The sequence below is a fragment of the Amycolatopsis sp. TNS106 genome, from assembly GCF_019330265.1.
GTDB classification, from domain to species: domain Bacteria; phylum Actinomycetota; class Actinomycetes; order Mycobacteriales; family Pseudonocardiaceae; genus Amycolatopsis; species Amycolatopsis lurida.
This window is the reverse complement of record NZ_CP024972.1, coordinates 1,193,145-1,207,770: the sequence shown is the minus strand read 5'-3', so window position 1 is coordinate 1,207,770 and position 14,626 is coordinate 1,193,145. Positions and strand designations below refer to the sequence as shown.

Below are 14,626 nucleotides of genomic sequence, written 5' to 3'. Positions count from 1 at the left end.
TCGACCGCCGGAAGGGGCGGGCAATGACCATCAAGCCGACCTATCGAGGGGTAAGCAAACGTGGCGTTTCGCCTGCCGAGGGCTCGCCTGCTGGACCTGACGCGCCCCTGACTGTCCACAAAGGATGCCAGTTCCGCCATTGGTGTCTGATTTGGGCGCTATGCGCGGGCGGTCGTGAGTGGTAAGTGTCGTTCTAACGCTCTTTGCCACTCACGACCCCCGTTCGATCACGCCACGTTCGACCAGCGAGTGACTGTCATGTACTCGCCATTCGAGCTACGCGCCCTCGAAGAGATTCCCGAGAAAGTTCGCTGATCGGCACCAAGCGTCGGTCAGTATTCTCGTACTCTGGCTGATCGTCGCCGTCATCGGCTTCGCCGCGCCCGACGCCGCCAGGCCGGCGGCGTGACAGCGCTGGTCACCGGTGATTTCGACGAGTCAGAAAGTTCGGCCGAGGCGGCCTCAGGCGGAATGCGTACGGCGATCTCACCACCCAACACGGCGCCCTCGGCCAGGCCGAGTTCGTCGCCGCTCCAAAACCGCCCGGCGTCGTACCAGCTCGGCCGGTGTCCTGGGGGCAGCAGGCCCATGGCGTCATAGGTGATCGCGACGATCTCGGCGCAATAGGCGGTCTCCAACGCGGAATCGTCGGTGTCGCGCTTCTTGAACGGAAGCCGTCCGCCCAGCCAGCGAGACGCGAGCCGCGCCGTCGACGGGAACGGGGTGCCGTTCAGCCGGGCGATCGTCCGAAGCACGGCGTCCTCCATCTCGCCGCTGACCGGATGGTCGAGCTGGCGCAGCCAGACCCGTTGATGGTATTTCCCTGCCCACACGACGACAGCCCGATGGAGGTCGTGCAACTGGGCACCACGCTGGCGAGCGCCCGTCCAGACGTCCGGCAGGGTACGGCCCAGTTCGGCGTGCCACAGCAGCGGTGGAAGGTCTTCGATCACCACCGCCATGCCGACGTGGTTGACCGGGCTGTTGGTCACGACCCGGATGGCGCGATCGGCCGCGGTCCGCCCCCGGAACAGCCACAGATCTCCTGTGCGCGTTACGGCGACAGCCTCGTCGAGATCGAGTTCGGTGCTCGGCACAGCTGTAGCCTAGGCATATGCGCTGGTGGAAGGTAGTCGGCTTGGCCGGGCTCGTCGGAGTCGCCGCGACCGGAGCGGTGATCGCGCGCGAGGAGCGGCGGCGCCGCGCCTACACCCCGGACGAGATCCGCGAACGGCTCCACGCCCGCCTCGCCAAGACAGCGCCCGGACGAGAAGGCTCCGCGCCGGGAAACCGATCGACACGACAGTGATCCGGTATCTCGCGACGTGATACTGCCTCCGCTCGATGCGGTGGCGGACGAGGCGGCCAACGACCTGCCCCTCGGGACCATAGGTCCCTACCGCCCCGTGGCCGCACTGCGACACGGTGCCCGTATGACCGAATTATGGCGTGACGACTTGGAAGACGGCCGCACCGTCGAGGTCCGCATCTATCAGGATGGCAGGCTGCTGCGACGCGAACTCTGCGAGTCCGATGAAGAGGCGACAGCCGTGGTGGACCGGTGGTGCGAGCTCGACGGCGTGACCTGCGAGGTCGACGACCTGGCCGCCCGGCACCGCGCCGGCGACATTCTCGAGCCCGAGCCGACCGATCTGCTCGACGAAGATTCCGCACCGGGCACCCTCAGGTGAGCGAGCCGCGCGACCCCGCTGACGGATAGCGGGCACCGCCGACCAGGTGCTGAGCGGACGCTCGTGACCAGCGACCCGGCCGTCTGTGTGGCGACGCATCGGACTGAGCGCCTTCGGGCGGCACCGAAGACGCGGAAGGCCTACGGTCCTGCCGCCAGAGGGCTTTGGCCCCTCACCGGGCACGGAACCGGCCGGGAACATCGTCCGGGACAGGACGAATCGACGCGCGACGAGATACGCAGACCGGTTGCTTTTCAGAAGGTGAAGGGAAGACGGAAATGAAAGCAAGATGGCACAGCCAGACCAAGCGCGGTCGTACCGTCGACGCGGTACGCGTCTTCAACAAGCGAGTGCTGAACCCTGTGATGCTGCGATTTGCGGGGCGACGGCACTGGTATACCGCCGTACTCCGGCACACCGGCCGTCGTTCCGGCAAATCGTACGCCACGCCTGTGGTCGCGAACCGCACCGAGAACGGCTTCCTCATTCCCTTGCCGTACGGCACCGAAGTCGATTGGCTGCAGAACATGCTGGCGGCAGGGCACGCCACGATCGAACTGAAGGGCGACAGCTACGAGGTCGTGAATCCCACGATCGTCGACGCGGCCATTGCCCTTCCCCAGGTCTCACCCGGACGCCGACGGGTTTGGCGGTTCTTCGGCATCCAGCACTACGTGCAAGCGGACATCCACGTCGGGCGGCACTGAATCCGCTGGATTCCGGAGACCGGCGGTGTCGGTCGACCGGCGCGAGCGGCCGAGCCGATCGAGATCCCGATTCGAACCTCGCGACGAAGGGAATGCGACAGTGTCACGACCAGAGTCCACCATCACCTCCACGCCTGACGGGCCGCGGACCGGGTGGAATCCGATGCCCCGTCACACTCATACTCCGCTGTGCGGCAGCCGTGACCGGATCGTCGTGGGTGTCGACGAGTCGCCACAGTCGATCTCCGCGCTTCGCTGGGCGGCTATGGAAGCCCGGTTGCGTCACACCCACTTGCACATCGTCAACAGCCATCCCGAAGGCACCGACGGCATCGACCTCGAACGGGTACTGGCCAGGGCGTTCGAGTCTTCGCCGGCGATCGACATCGAGTCGCTCTCGGTGGCGGCGAAGGCGCCGGAAACCTTGATCGCCGCCTCGCACGGCGCCGCGTTGCTCGTGGTGGGGACCCACGTCCAGGGCGCGTTCGCCGAGGTATTCAAGTCGATCGCCCGGCGCACCGTCGCGTTCGCGACCTGTCCGGTCGCGGTGATCCCCGCCGAAGAGGCCGTGACGGAAGCCGCCCATGAGCGGGTCGTCGTCGGTGTCGACGACAGTTTCAGCGCGCGGGACGCACTGTGGTGGGCCGCCAACGAAACCCTCTACCGGACCATGGACGGCGGCCGGTGCGACCTGCATGTCGTCCATGTCGTCGCGTCGTCCACGCCGATCCCCCGCCGCAGGCCGGGCACCGGACTGATCATGGGCGGCGCCACCGGCCACGACGAACTGACCGCGCCCGAACGGCTTCTGAGGGCCTTGGCGACGGAGATCCTCACCGGCCCGCTGGCCGAGGTCGACGTCAGCTTCGAAATCCGGCAGGCTGACATGCACGAACGTACCGGTTCGGTGACCGGCACACTCACGGCTCTCGCCCGGAACGCAGACCTTCTGGTCGTCGGCGCCCGTGGATACGGCGCCTTCAGCGACGCGCTCTCCACATCGGTGACCGGCAACGCCCTGCACGACGTCCGCTGCCCGGTCGTCATCGCCCCGGACGCTCGCGAGGACGTCCGGGGACGTATCCGCGCCGCCACCCTCGCGATGGAGCACGAACTGGCCCGCGGCGGCGCCGTCCGCTGGTAAGCCGTTGGCGATCAGCCCGGGCCGGTGAGTTCCCGGCAGACAGGTGATCGCCGTGCTCCGATCCGAAAACCCTCACGGCCGGCCCGGCCCGGGGAAAACGCGACGAGAGGATGCTTGCATGCCGGACAAGAGCGGCGGCCCGTTCCGGAAATGGGCGGCGACAGGACTGTCCTTGCTGATCATGGCGGGCCTGACCATGAGCGAGGCAAGTGCCGAAGCCACCGACCGGACGCCCCGGGCGGTGGACCTGGGTACCCTGCCAGGACACGTTTTCAGCGAAACGGTGGCCTTGAACGACTCGGGCGAGGTCGCCGGAACTTCCTATGACGAGCAACTGGCCGCGTCCCGGGCCGTGCGCTGGGACTCCCACGGCCGGATCGACGACCTCGGCGTCCTGCGCGGAACCACCCGCAGCGTAGCCAACGCGATCAACGAACGCGGCACGGTCGTCGGCTTCTCCTACACGACCGACCTCGACGACAGCCGGGCCGTGCGATGGGAGCCTGACGGCCGGATGATCGATCTCGGCACGATCCCGGGCGGCATCAGCAGCTGGGCAGGCGCGATCAACGACGAGGGCACCGTCATCGGGGGTGCCCGGCTCGCCGACCGGCGCCATCGCGCGGTGACGTGGGACCGGGACGGCCGGATCACGGATCTCGGTGCGCTACCCGGTGACTCTCAGGCGAACACGGCAGCCGTCAGCGACGACGGCATGGTCGTCGGGACCTCCTATGTGGACCTGGCGACCGCCCATCCGGTGCGCTGGCACCGGAACCGCGCCGACGCGCTGGCACTTCTGCCCGGAGACACCACCGGTAGTCCGTTGTGCGTCAACAACAACGGGGTGAGCGCCGGCAACGCCTACCGATCCGGCTCCGGCCCCCATGCTCGCCGGTGGGATGGCCGCGGCCGGGTCACCGACCTGAAGCCTCCGCCGGGCGGTGTGCGCAGCCGGGCGAGCGCCGTCAACGACCGGGGCACCATCGTCGGGAGCGCCGACCTGGCCGACCAGCAGACCCACGCCGTCCGATGGAGCCGGACCGGGGCCGTCAGGGAACTGACCGCGCTCGGCGGGCCGAGCAGCGCCGTGGCGATCAACCTGTGGGGCACCGTCGCGGGCAGTGCTCAACGCGCCGAGGGCCGCAGCCACGCCGTACGTTGGGACGCCGCGGGCCGAATCACCGACCTCGGCACCCTTCCAGGCAGCACCTTGCCGAGCGAGGCCGTCTCGATCAATGACCGTGGCACCGTGATCGGCAACGCCTACACGGCGAACGGTGCATGGCACGCCACCCTTTGGCGCGCAGACCGCTGATGTCCGTGAAGGCCTCCTTGAGGGACTCTGGGTCCCTCAAGGAGGCCTTCACGGACATTCAAGCGGGACGCTCGGTGCGAGGCGCGGAATCAGCTCGAAGGATGCTTCGACAGGATTTCCCGGAGCGCGGACACGAAGCGCAGTGATGCGTCATGGTCACGCTGCCAGACATTGCGGCCGAAGATCAGGCCCGTCGCCCCGGCCTCCATCGACTCCCGCGCCTTCTCGAGCATCGCCTCGTCCCCCGCCTTGGTCCCGCCCGAGACCAGCACCAGCGTCCGGTTCGCCGACCGGACCACCGCGTCGATGGCCTGCTGCGACGTGAACTCCGCGCCGTATGCTCCGGGGACCTCCGCTCGCTTCTCCGGATGCGGGAAGTTCACCTTCACGACGTCGGCACCCAGTTCGGAGGCGGTCCGCGCGGCGTAGTCGACAGCGTAGAAGGAGTCCTTGCCACCCTTGGCCTCGATCGCCTCACCGCGCGGGTAAGCCCAGACGATCAGCGGCATGCCGAGCCGGTGCGCGTCGTCGCGCACCCGCCGGTACTGCTCGAAATCCGCCTCCTGGGACGGAGTTCCGACATAGAGGGTGTATCCGACAGCGTCCGCGCCGAGCCGGACGGCGTCCTCGACGGTCGCGTTCACCGGGGAAAGGGCCCGCGCGTCGGAAGGGATGTCGGTCTTTCCGTTCAGCTTGAGCACCAGCGGGATCTCGCCGGCGTAGTCCCAGTAGAACTTTTCGGCGAGACCGATCTGCACGACGATACCGTTGAATCCACCCTCGACGGCGAGCTTGACGATGTAGCGCGGGTCGCTCGCCGCCGGGTTCTCGAAGAAGTCCCGTGGACCGTGCTCGAGTCCCTGGTCGTACGGCAGGAAGAACGCCGTCCCGTTACCGAGACCGTGCTGGTGCAGGATCCGCCGCAGCCTTGCCTTTTTTCCCGTGTTCAAGCCGAGTTCCACCAGTGCGGGTCGATTCGCCATGGGATTCCTCCGTCTCTTCGTCCGGTCCGGGAGCGAGGCAAGTCGAGAACCACCTGACCGGCGCGGTTTCATCCTTGTCCCACCGGAACTTTCGTCCACCGGATCAGCGTATGACCAGGGCTGTCCGCCCCGCTGAGGCCGAACAGACCGCGCCGGAGGGACCTACGACCCTCGCCGCCGACTGAACGCCTCGGCGAGGCTCGAAGGACCTCGAAGCTGACGGGAGCACGCCATGAAGAAGCGATCCGGCGGCCGGCGCAAACCGAACCCGGGCGCGCTCGGCTTCCTGGCCGGGGTTCAGCTGACCCTCGCCGCTGTCGCGTGGACCGACCTCGCGATGCGGCCCGCGGCCGAGATCCGTGGCTCGAAGCGGCGGTGGGCCCTGATCATCGCCGTCAACTTCGCCGGCCCGATCGCCTATCTCACCTGGGGCAGGCGACCGATGGACCCCGCCACCCACGCCGTCGCACGGCCGCACGGGGATTCGTGATGCGCTTCCAGGACCGCCGTGAAGCGGGCCGCGCGCTCGCCAAGCGTCTGCGGTATCTCCGCGGGCATCACGCCATCGTGCTCGGACTGCCGCGTGGTGGCGTCGTCATCGCCAAGGAGATCGCCGACGTTCTCGACGCGCCACTGGACATCCTGCTGGTCCGTAAGATCGGCCTTCCCGGCGGACCTGAGCTCGCCATGGGTGCTCTCGGCGAGGGCGGCGTCCTGGTCACCGACCATGACGTCGTCCGTGGCTGGGGAATCACCCCCGCCGACGTCGCGACTGCCGCCGACGCGCAACGTGCCGAACTGGCCCGCCGGACCACCCTCTATCGCCGTGGCCGCCCGCCGATCCCGGTAACCGGCCAGACGGTCGTACTGGCCGACGACGGAGTCGCCACCGGAAGTACCGCTTCCGCGGCGATCCGGGTCTTGCGGGCCCGCCAGGCGGGCAAGATCATCCTCGCTGTCCCAGTCGGTCCGGAAAGCGTCCTCGACCGGCTCGGGCGCGATGTCGACCAGGTGGTCTGCCTGTCCGCCCCGCACCGGTTCCGTTCGGTCGGCCACAGCTACGGCACCTTCCCCCAACTCGAGGACGCCGATGTGCTCACGCTGCTGGACGACACACCAAATCCCCTCCGGAGGCCGTCATGAACTGGGCACCCATCACGAAAACGGCCGTCACCGCGAATCTCGACGGGTACGAACGTACCTGCGAGGAATTCTCCTGGCGGAGCGCCCGAGGACTGCTCTCCGGACTGCCTGGCGGGCGCGGTTCGAACATCGCCTACGAAGCGGTCGACCGGCATGCCACCGGGCCGGAAGCCGGCAAGACGGCACTGCGCTGGCTGGATCGCGACGACGGGGTCCACGACCTCACCTACGCCGAACTCGCCGAACGTACGAACCGGTTCGCCGATCTCCTCACCGGGCTCGGAGTGCGCCGGGGTGAACGGGTCTTCACACTCCTCGGCCGGGTTCCGGACCTTTACATCGCGACCTTGGGGGCGCTCAAGGCCGGTTGTGTGCTGTCGCCACTTTTCTCCGCTTTCGGCCCGGAACCCGTCCGGCAGCGGATTCGGCTGGGCGAAGGCGCCATCCTGGTGACCTCCCCCGCGTTGTACCGCCGGAAGGTCCGCCGGTTACGCGCCGAACTGCCCTCGCTGCGGCATGTCCTGCTCACGGGGAGCGACGCCGAACCGGACACCATCGCACTCGAACCGGCCATGGCCGCGTGCAGCACCACGTACGAGATCGGTGCCACGGCACCGGAAGACCCGGCCCTGCTGCATTTCACGAGCGGAACCACCGGCACCCCGAAGGGCGCCCTGCACGTTCATGCCGCGGTCCTCGCCCACGCGGTCACCGCGCGGTACGCACTCGACCTCCGTGCGGACGACATCTTCTGGTGCACCGCCGATCCAGGCTGGGTCACCGGCATGTCCTACGGCGTGATCGCTCCACTCACCCTGGGTGCGACGCTCGTCAGCGACGAGGGCGAGTTCGACGCGCGGCGCTGGTACCGCGTGCTCTCCTCGCAGCACGTCACCAACTGGTACACCGCCCCGACCGCGCTGCGGATGCTGATGCGCGAAGGCGAGACGATCTCCGGCGGTTTCGATCTCTCCGCGTTGCGGTTCATCGCGAGCGTGGGCGAACCGCTCAATCCCGAAGTCGTCGTCTGGGGGCAGAAAGCGCTGGGCTTGCCGGTGCACGACAACTGGTGGCAGACCGAGACGGGCGCGATCATGATCGCCAATTTCGCCGGCGAGGAGATCCGGCCGGGTTCGATGGGAAGGCCGCTGCCGGGAATCGAGGCGGGCCTGCTCGAACGTGGGGACGACGGCCGGACGAAGGTGGTCGGCGATCACGTCCGCGAGATCACCGAACCGGGCGTCGAAGGTGAACTCGCGCTCCGGCCCGGCTGGCCGTCGATGTTCCGCGCCTATTGGGATGATCCCGACCGTTACGCCAAGGCGTTCGCGGACGGCTGGTATCTCACCGGCGACGTCGCCCGCCGCGACGCCGACGGCTACTACTGGTTCGTCGGCAGGGCCGACGACGTCATCAAGTCGGCCGGGCATCTGGTCGGCCCGTTCGAGGTGGAGAGCGCTCTGCTGGCCCATCCGGCGGTGGCCGAAGCCGGGGTGATCGGGACCCCCGATCCGGTCGCGGGTGAGCTGGTCAAGGCCTACATCTCCCTCAAGCCGGGTCACGAACCCACCGAAGACCTCCGCCTCGACCTGCTCGCGTTCGGCCGCAAAGCGCTCGGCGCCGTGGCCCCCAAAGAGATCGTCTTCGACCAGCATCTTCCGCACACCCGCAGCGGCAAGGTCATGCGGCGGCTGATCAAGGCGCGGGAACTCGGTCTCCCGGAAGGTGACGTGTCCACTTTGGAGGGTGTGCGATGAGCGAGGCGCAGGCGGCACGGACACCTCGTGCGAAACAGCGGCGCGAGCTGCTCCGGCAAATGATACGGATCCGGCGGTTCGAAGAACGCTGCGTCGAGTTGTACAGTGCGGCCTCGATCCGCGGGTTCATGCACCTCTACATCGGTGAAGAGGCGGTCGCCGCAGGGGTCATGCATGCCGCCGGGGCCGACGACCCGGTGGTGTCCACCTACCGCGATCACGGGCACGCACTCGCGCGAGGCCTCTCGATGGACGCGGTGCTCGCGGAGATGTACGGGCGCACCAACGGATGCAGCCGTGGCCGTGGCGGATCGATGCACCTCTTCGACGCCGGCCACCGGTTCTACGGCGGCAACGCCATCGTCGCCGGCGGGCTTCCGGTGGCCGTCGGCCTGGCGCTCGCCGAACTGATGCACGGCAGGCCCACCGCCACCGTGTGCCTGTTCGGGGACGGCGCCGTGGCGGAAGGCGAATTCCACGAATGCCTCAACTTGGCCGCGCTCTGGCGGCTGCCGGTCCTGTTCTGCTGTGAGAACAACCTCTATGCGATGGGCACGGCGATCGAACGCGCGCAGGCCGAAACCGACCTCGCCGTCCGCGCCGCGTCCTACGGGATGCCGTCATGGCCGGTCGACGGGATGGACGCGGTCGCGGTCGCCGAGGCCGCCGAACGCGCGCTGGAAGGCATCCGGGGCGGTTCCGGGCCATGCTTCCTCGAATTGCGCACTTACCGCTTCCGCGCGCATTCGATGTACGACGCCGAACGGTACCGGGAAAAGTCGGAAGTGCGGCAGTGGAAGAAGCGCGACCCGATCGAGACGATGACGACGTTGATGCGAGCTGACGGCGAACTCACCGACGACGACATCGCGACTGTCGAGTCCGAAGTGGACAAAGAGATCCAGGACGCGATCGCGGCCGCCGAAGCCGGCCCGCTCGAGCCAGTCGAAGACCTGACCCGGTTCGTCTACTCGGAGCGACCATGACCAAGACGACGTACCGCGAGGCCTTGCGCGAAGGTCTCCGCGAAGCACTCAAGGAAGACGAGCGGGTCTTCATGATGGGCGAGGACATCGGACGGTACGGCGGCTGCTTCGGGGTGAGTCTCGGGCTGCTGGAGGAGTTCGGGCCCACCCGGATCCGCGACACACCGTTGTCCGAATCCGCTTTCGTCGGCGCCGGGATCGGCGCGGCGCTCGGCGGGATGCGGCCGATCGTCGAGATCATGACGGTCAACTTCAGCCTGCTCGCCCTCGACCAGATCCTGAACAACGCCGCCACTCTGCTGCACATGTCCGGTGGCGCGCTCAACGTCCCGCTCGTCATCCGGATGACCACCGGCGCCGGACGCCAGCTCGCGGCCCAGCATTCGCACAGCCTCGAAGGCTGGTACGCGCATATCCCCGGCCTCAAGGTGATCACTCCGGCGACGCTGGAAGACGCACGGGGAATGCTGCTGACCGCGCTGCGCGACCCCGACCCGGTCCTGCTGTTCGAACACGGCGCGCTCTACAACGTCTCGGAGGAACTCGCCGACGACGCGGGCGCGGTGGACATCGAGCACGCGGCTGTCCGGCGTAGGGGCAAGGATGTCACGATCACCGCGTACGGCGGCACTCTGCGCGCCGCGCTGACCGCCGCCGACGAGCTCGCCGCGCAAGGCATCGACGCCGAGGTCATCGACCTTCGCGTCCTCCGGCCGCTCGACGAAACGACCATCATCGCCTCGGTGACCCGGACCCATCGGCTGGTCGTCGTCGACGAGGGCTGGCGCAGCGGCAGCCTGTCCGCGGAGATCGCGGCCCGGGTCGCCGAGAAGGCGCTCTACGAACTGGACGCGCCGATCGAACGAGTATGCACGGCCGAGGTGCCGATCCCGTACGCCAGACAGCTCGAAGAGGCGGCGCTTCCCCAGCCCGCGGACATCGTGGCGGCGGCGAAACGAGCGGTGGGCTGAGATGGCCGACTTCCTGATGCCTTCGCTCGGCGCGGACATGGACTCGGGCACCGTCATCGAATGGCTGGTGGCGCCGGGAGACGAGGTCCACCGTGGTGACATCGTCGCAGTCGTCGACACCGCCAAAGCGGCCATCGAGGTGGAATGCTTCACCTCCGGGACCGTGGAAGAGATCTTGGTGCCGCCGGGGACCTCGGTCGCGGTCGGTACTCCGCTGGCTCGGATCGGTTCCACCGAAACCGGAAAGGAACCGGAGGCACCCACCGAACCCGCCCCGGTGCCGGCACCACGCGCCGAGCCGCCGCGAAGGGTCGCGCTCGGATCGGCGGACCCACCGGCACGCGCCTTCGCCGCCCAGGTCGGGGTCGATCTGGGCACCGTGCACGGAACCGGCCGCGATGGCCGGATCACCCACGCCGACGTCGAACGCGCCCGTCCGCGACGCCGCACGGCCGAGATCGGTGCCCGGCCGTTCAAGGTCTCGCCCTACGCCCGGCGGCTCGCCACGGAACGCGGTATCGACCTGGGAGCGCTCGAACCCAGCGCGGCCGACGGCGCGCTTCACGCTCGCGACCTTCCGGCCGTCGCACCGCCGTCCACGGCACCGGTGGCCGAACCGCCGCGGCACACCGTCGATCCAGCCGCCTTGCGGCAGACGATCGCCACCCTGATGGCTCGTTCCAAGCGCGAGATCCCGCACTACTACCTGTCGACGACGATCGATCTGAAGGCCGCGACCGACTGGCTGCGAGAGCACAACCTCAAGGCGCCGATCCCCGAGCGGATCGTCCCCGCTGCCTTGCTGCTCAAGGCGACGGCCGTCGCCGCTCGCAAGGTTCCCGAGCTCAACGGCCACTGGATCGACGGCGCCTTCCGGCCGTCCGCAGAGATCCATCTCGGTGTCGCCGTCGCGGTGCGTGGCGGTGGCCTCATCGCCCCCGCGATAGCCGACGCCGACCAGCTCTCCCTGCCGGAGATGATGCGGCGGTTGCGCGACCTGGTGTCCAGGGCGAGGTCAGGTTCCCTGCGCTCACGAGAGCTGACGACCGCCACTCTCACCGTGACCGACCTCGGCGACAACGGCGTCGAGTCGGTCCACGGCGTCATCCATCCGCCGCAGGTGGCGCTCGTCGGCTTCGGAGCGATCAGCCGGCGTCCCTTCGCGGTCGGCGACCTCCTCGGAGTACGGCCGCTCGTCACCGCGACGCTCGCCGGAGACCACCGTGCGACCGACGGCGCGACCGGCGCCCGATTCCTCAAGCTCGTGACCACCCTGCTGCAGAAACCGGAGGAGCTATGACCCAGCCACTCACCCGAGACCGGGCACATGCGGCGATCCGCACGGCGCTCCGGGGATTCGCCACCGAGGCCGACCTGGAGGCGCTGGATCCCGGTGAAAACCTTCGCGAGGTATTCGAACTGGATTCGCTGGATTTCCTGACCTTCGTGGAACGGCTTTCCGGTGACCTCGGAACACGGATCGAAGAGGCCGACTACGCCAAGCTGTCCACACTGGATTCGGCCACCGAGTTCTTGCTGGCAAGGGGATAGCCGTGCTCCAGACCGTGGACGTCGGCGAACTGGCGATCGAGGCATACCGCTCCGTCGTCCCCGATCAGATCATGGAACCGTTGCTCGAGACCGCACGAGGCCTGCGCGGCGCGAGGGTGCTGCATCTGAGCGCCACCCCGTACGGCGGCGGTGTCTCCGAACTGCTGCGCTCCTCGGTACCGCTGTACAACGATCTCGGCATCGAGACGACATGGAAGATCATCAGTGGGAACCCGCCGTTCTTCGCCGTGACGAAGAAGATGCACAACGCGCTCCAAGGAGAGACCAGGCAGCCGATCACCTCGGCGGACCGGATCCTCTACGAGCGCACCGCCCGGGAGAACGCGGCCGGACTCTCGGCGGATCCACAGTTCGGCGAGTTCGACTTCGTCTTCGTCCACGATCCACAGCCGTCCGCCGTACTGTCCTTTATGGACGACTCGGCCGCGTCGTGGATCTGGCGCTGTCACATCGACACCTCGGCCCCGGCGCCCGAGGCCTGGGAATACCTCAGCGGGTTCATCTCCCGCTACGACGCGACCGTGTTCACGATGGCGCGGTTCGCGCCGCCGGATCTGCCTCGTGGGCGGGTCGACATCATCCCGCCGGCGATCGATCCGCTGAGTCCCAAGAACATGTCACTCGACGATCGCACGGTGCACGCGGTCCTCAACTGGATCGGCATCGAACCCGGAAGACCGCTGATCACCCAGGTCTCCAGATTTGATCCGTGGAAGGACCCCCTCGGGGTGATCGAGGCGTTTCGGATGGTGCGACGCGACGTGCCCGACCTTCAGCTCGCCCTGGTCGGTTCGATGGCGCTGGACGACCCGGAGGCGTGGGACGTGTACAGCACGATCAGCGCCGAAAGCGCGGGCGACCCGGCCATCCACCTGTTCACGAATCTCACCGGGGTCGGCAACATCGAGGTCAACGCCTTTCAGCGGATGTCGACCGTGATGGTGCAGAAGTCCATCCGGGAAGGGTTCGGCCTGGTCGTCTCGGAAGCACTCTGGAAGGGCACTCCGATCGTGGCGGGTGCGGCGGGCGGGATCCCGCTTCAGGTGGCGGACGACTCGGGCGGCTTGCTCGTCGATTCGATCGACAGCTGCGCCGAGGCGATCGGCACACTGCTCACCGATCCGGCGGCGGCCGCCGCCCTCGGGGCCGCCGGACGGGAACGCGTCCGGCGGCACTTCCTGCTCCCCCGTCTGATATTGGACGAGCTGACCTTGCTCGAAGGCATCAGACGCGGAGCGGCCCCGTCCGAGCTGACCACCTCGGGTGACCATCGCGACCCGATCTGCGGGATGACCACCTACACCGCCGATCCCGCACTGGCGACCGAGTTCGACGGACAGAAGTTCCGCTTCTGCTCGCGCCGCTGCCAGGAGCTCTTCACCAGGTCCCCGACGGGAGCACATCCGTGACGGCGCAACGATGGCATGGCGGTGAGCTCCGGCAGGACGGCCTCACCGGGGACTGGGTGGTACTTGCTCCAGGCCGGGCGACTCGGCCACACGGGACCGACGGACCGTGCCCGTTCTGCCCTGGCGCCGGCGAGGACACACCGCCCGAGACGTGGCGGCTGCCCGGTCCGGACGGGAGCGGCTGGCAGGTCCGCTCCGTTCCCAATCGATACGCACTGTCCGACCGGCACGAGGTGATCATCGAGTCGCCCGACCACGAGTGGGATTTCCGCACCGCGACCGACGCCGAGGCCGAAGCCGTGCTGCACGCGTGGCAGCAGCGGCATCTGGCTCTGCGCAAGGCCGCCGCCCAAGTGGTGATCTTCCGTAACCACGGTCTGGCAGCGGGGACTTCGAGACCTCATCCGCATTCCCAGATCGCCGGGCTGCCCGTGCTGTCGCAGCCCGCGCGTCGGGAGCTCGAACTACTCCGCGACCACCAACCGCGTGGGCACCGGTACGCCGAAGACCAGCTGGCCGGAGAACTCGCCGCGGGTACCCGTATCGTGCACACCGGGCCGCACAGCGTCGCGTTGACCCCCTTCGCCCCGAACACCGCTTTCGAGGTCCGGATCGTCCCGCGAGCCTGCCAGGCCGACTTCGCCGCCGTCCCACGCGCGGAACTCGCCGACGTCGCGCGAACCCTGCGTATGCTGCTTCAAGCGCTCGACGGGGAACTCGGTGATCCGGCGTACAACCTCGTCGTGGAGACCGCGCCGACCGGCTGGGAACGGGCGCCTTTCCTGTCCTGGTCCATGCGGGTCCTGCCGCGGCTGGAGATCGCCGCGGGTCTCGAACTGGCCACCGGTATCCCCGTCGTGACCGCGACACCCGAAGACACGGCGTCGGCCCTGCGCGCGAGGGTCGGTGCCCTCGCCTGAGCCCTGCCGCAGGGTGAAGACGGCT

The 14,626-nt window shown here is 68.3% G+C and carries 16 protein-coding genes; 14 read left to right on the top strand and 2 right to left on the bottom strand.

Features of this window, described 5'->3' with window-relative positions:
• Window positions 1-365 precede the first annotated feature (365 nt).
• Window positions 366-1,097, bottom strand: coding sequence for a hypothetical protein (locus tag CVV72_RS05485; protein ID WP_255632537.1), 732 nt, complete (start codon window positions 1,095-1,097; stop codon window positions 366-368).
• Between the two features lie 17 nt (window positions 1,098-1,114).
• Between CVV72_RS05485 and CVV72_RS05480 the strand changes: the two genes are divergently transcribed.
• From CVV72_RS05480 to CVV72_RS05460, 5 genes are all read left to right on the top strand, one after another.
• Complete coding sequence (locus CVV72_RS05480; RefSeq protein WP_219151336.1) at window positions 1,115-1,309, top strand: hypothetical protein; 195 nt, start codon at window positions 1,115-1,117, stop codon at window positions 1,307-1,309.
• A gap of 124 nt (window positions 1,310-1,433) precedes the next feature.
• Window positions 1,434-1,691: a hypothetical protein gene (locus tag CVV72_RS05475; protein ID WP_219151335.1), complete on the top strand. Its 258-nt coding sequence runs from the start codon at window positions 1,434-1,436 to the stop codon at window positions 1,689-1,691.
• 278 nt (window positions 1,692-1,969) lie between these two features.
• Entirely contained in the window at window positions 1,970-2,398 is a 429-nt protein-coding gene (locus CVV72_RS05470) for a nitroreductase family deazaflavin-dependent oxidoreductase (RefSeq protein WP_219151334.1), read from the top strand.
• 163 nt (window positions 2,399-2,561) lie between these two features.
• The gene (locus CVV72_RS05465) at window positions 2,562-3,542 is read left to right on the top strand and encodes a universal stress protein (protein ID WP_219151333.1); all 981 of its coding nucleotides are present in this window, start codon (window positions 2,562-2,564) and stop codon (window positions 3,540-3,542) included.
• A gap of 118 nt (window positions 3,543-3,660) precedes the next feature.
• Window positions 3,661-4,860: a hypothetical protein gene (locus CVV72_RS05460; RefSeq protein WP_219151332.1), complete on the top strand. Its 1,200-nt coding sequence runs from the start codon at window positions 3,661-3,663 to the stop codon at window positions 4,858-4,860.
• An 89-nt stretch (window positions 4,861-4,949) separates the two neighbouring features.
• On the opposite strand, the gene CVV72_RS05455 is transcribed toward CVV72_RS05460, so the two are convergent.
• Entirely contained in the window at window positions 4,950-5,843 is an 894-nt protein-coding gene (locus tag CVV72_RS05455) for a class I fructose-bisphosphate aldolase (RefSeq protein ID WP_219151331.1), read from the bottom strand.
• Window positions 5,844-6,075: 232 nt separating this feature from the next.
• On the opposite strand from CVV72_RS05455, the gene CVV72_RS05450 reads away from it, so the two are divergent.
• The 9 genes from CVV72_RS05450 to CVV72_RS05410 are packed head-to-tail and all read left to right on the top strand — an operon-like array spanning window position 6,076 to window position 14,601.
• Window positions 6,076-6,333, top strand: a complete 258-nt coding sequence (locus tag CVV72_RS05450; protein ID WP_219151330.1) for a PLD nuclease N-terminal domain-containing protein — start codon at window positions 6,076-6,078, stop codon at window positions 6,331-6,333.
• Complete coding sequence (locus CVV72_RS05445; RefSeq protein WP_219151329.1) at window positions 6,333-6,986, top strand: phosphoribosyltransferase; 654 nt, start codon at window positions 6,333-6,335, stop codon at window positions 6,984-6,986. Before CVV72_RS05450 ends, CVV72_RS05445 begins: the two co-directional genes overlap by 1 nt.
• Window positions 6,983-8,743: an acetate--CoA ligase gene (gene acsA, locus CVV72_RS05440; RefSeq protein ID WP_219151328.1), complete on the top strand. Its 1,761-nt coding sequence runs from the start codon at window positions 6,983-6,985 to the stop codon at window positions 8,741-8,743. Before CVV72_RS05445 ends, acsA begins: the two co-directional genes overlap by 4 nt.
• Complete coding sequence (pdhA, locus tag CVV72_RS05435; protein WP_219151327.1) at window positions 8,740-9,729, top strand: pyruvate dehydrogenase (acetyl-transferring) E1 component subunit alpha; 990 nt, start codon at window positions 8,740-8,742, stop codon at window positions 9,727-9,729. Before acsA ends, pdhA begins: the two co-directional genes overlap by 4 nt.
• On the top strand, window positions 9,726-10,700 hold the full coding sequence (locus CVV72_RS05430; RefSeq protein ID WP_219151326.1) for an alpha-ketoacid dehydrogenase subunit beta: 975 nt from the start codon (window positions 9,726-9,728) through the stop codon (window positions 10,698-10,700). Before pdhA ends, CVV72_RS05430 begins: the two co-directional genes overlap by 4 nt.
• A 1-nt stretch (window position 10,701) precedes the next feature.
• Window positions 10,702-12,000: a 2-oxo acid dehydrogenase subunit E2 gene (locus CVV72_RS05425; RefSeq protein WP_219151325.1), complete on the top strand. Its 1,299-nt coding sequence runs from the start codon at window positions 10,702-10,704 to the stop codon at window positions 11,998-12,000.
• Window positions 11,997-12,251, top strand: coding sequence for an acyl carrier protein (locus CVV72_RS05420; RefSeq protein ID WP_219151324.1), 255 nt, complete (start codon window positions 11,997-11,999; stop codon window positions 12,249-12,251). The genes CVV72_RS05425 and CVV72_RS05420 overlap by 4 nt, the downstream gene beginning before the upstream one ends.
• 2 nt (window positions 12,252-12,253) lie before the next feature.
• The gene (locus tag CVV72_RS05415) at window positions 12,254-13,681 is read left to right on the top strand and encodes a glycosyltransferase (RefSeq protein ID WP_219151323.1); all 1,428 of its coding nucleotides are present in this window, start codon (window positions 12,254-12,256) and stop codon (window positions 13,679-13,681) included.
• Window positions 13,678-14,601: a galactose-1-phosphate uridylyltransferase gene (locus CVV72_RS05410; protein WP_219151322.1), complete on the top strand. Its 924-nt coding sequence runs from the start codon at window positions 13,678-13,680 to the stop codon at window positions 14,599-14,601. The genes CVV72_RS05415 and CVV72_RS05410 overlap by 4 nt, the downstream gene beginning before the upstream one ends.
• The last annotated feature ends 25 nt before the right edge of the window (window positions 14,602-14,626 follow it).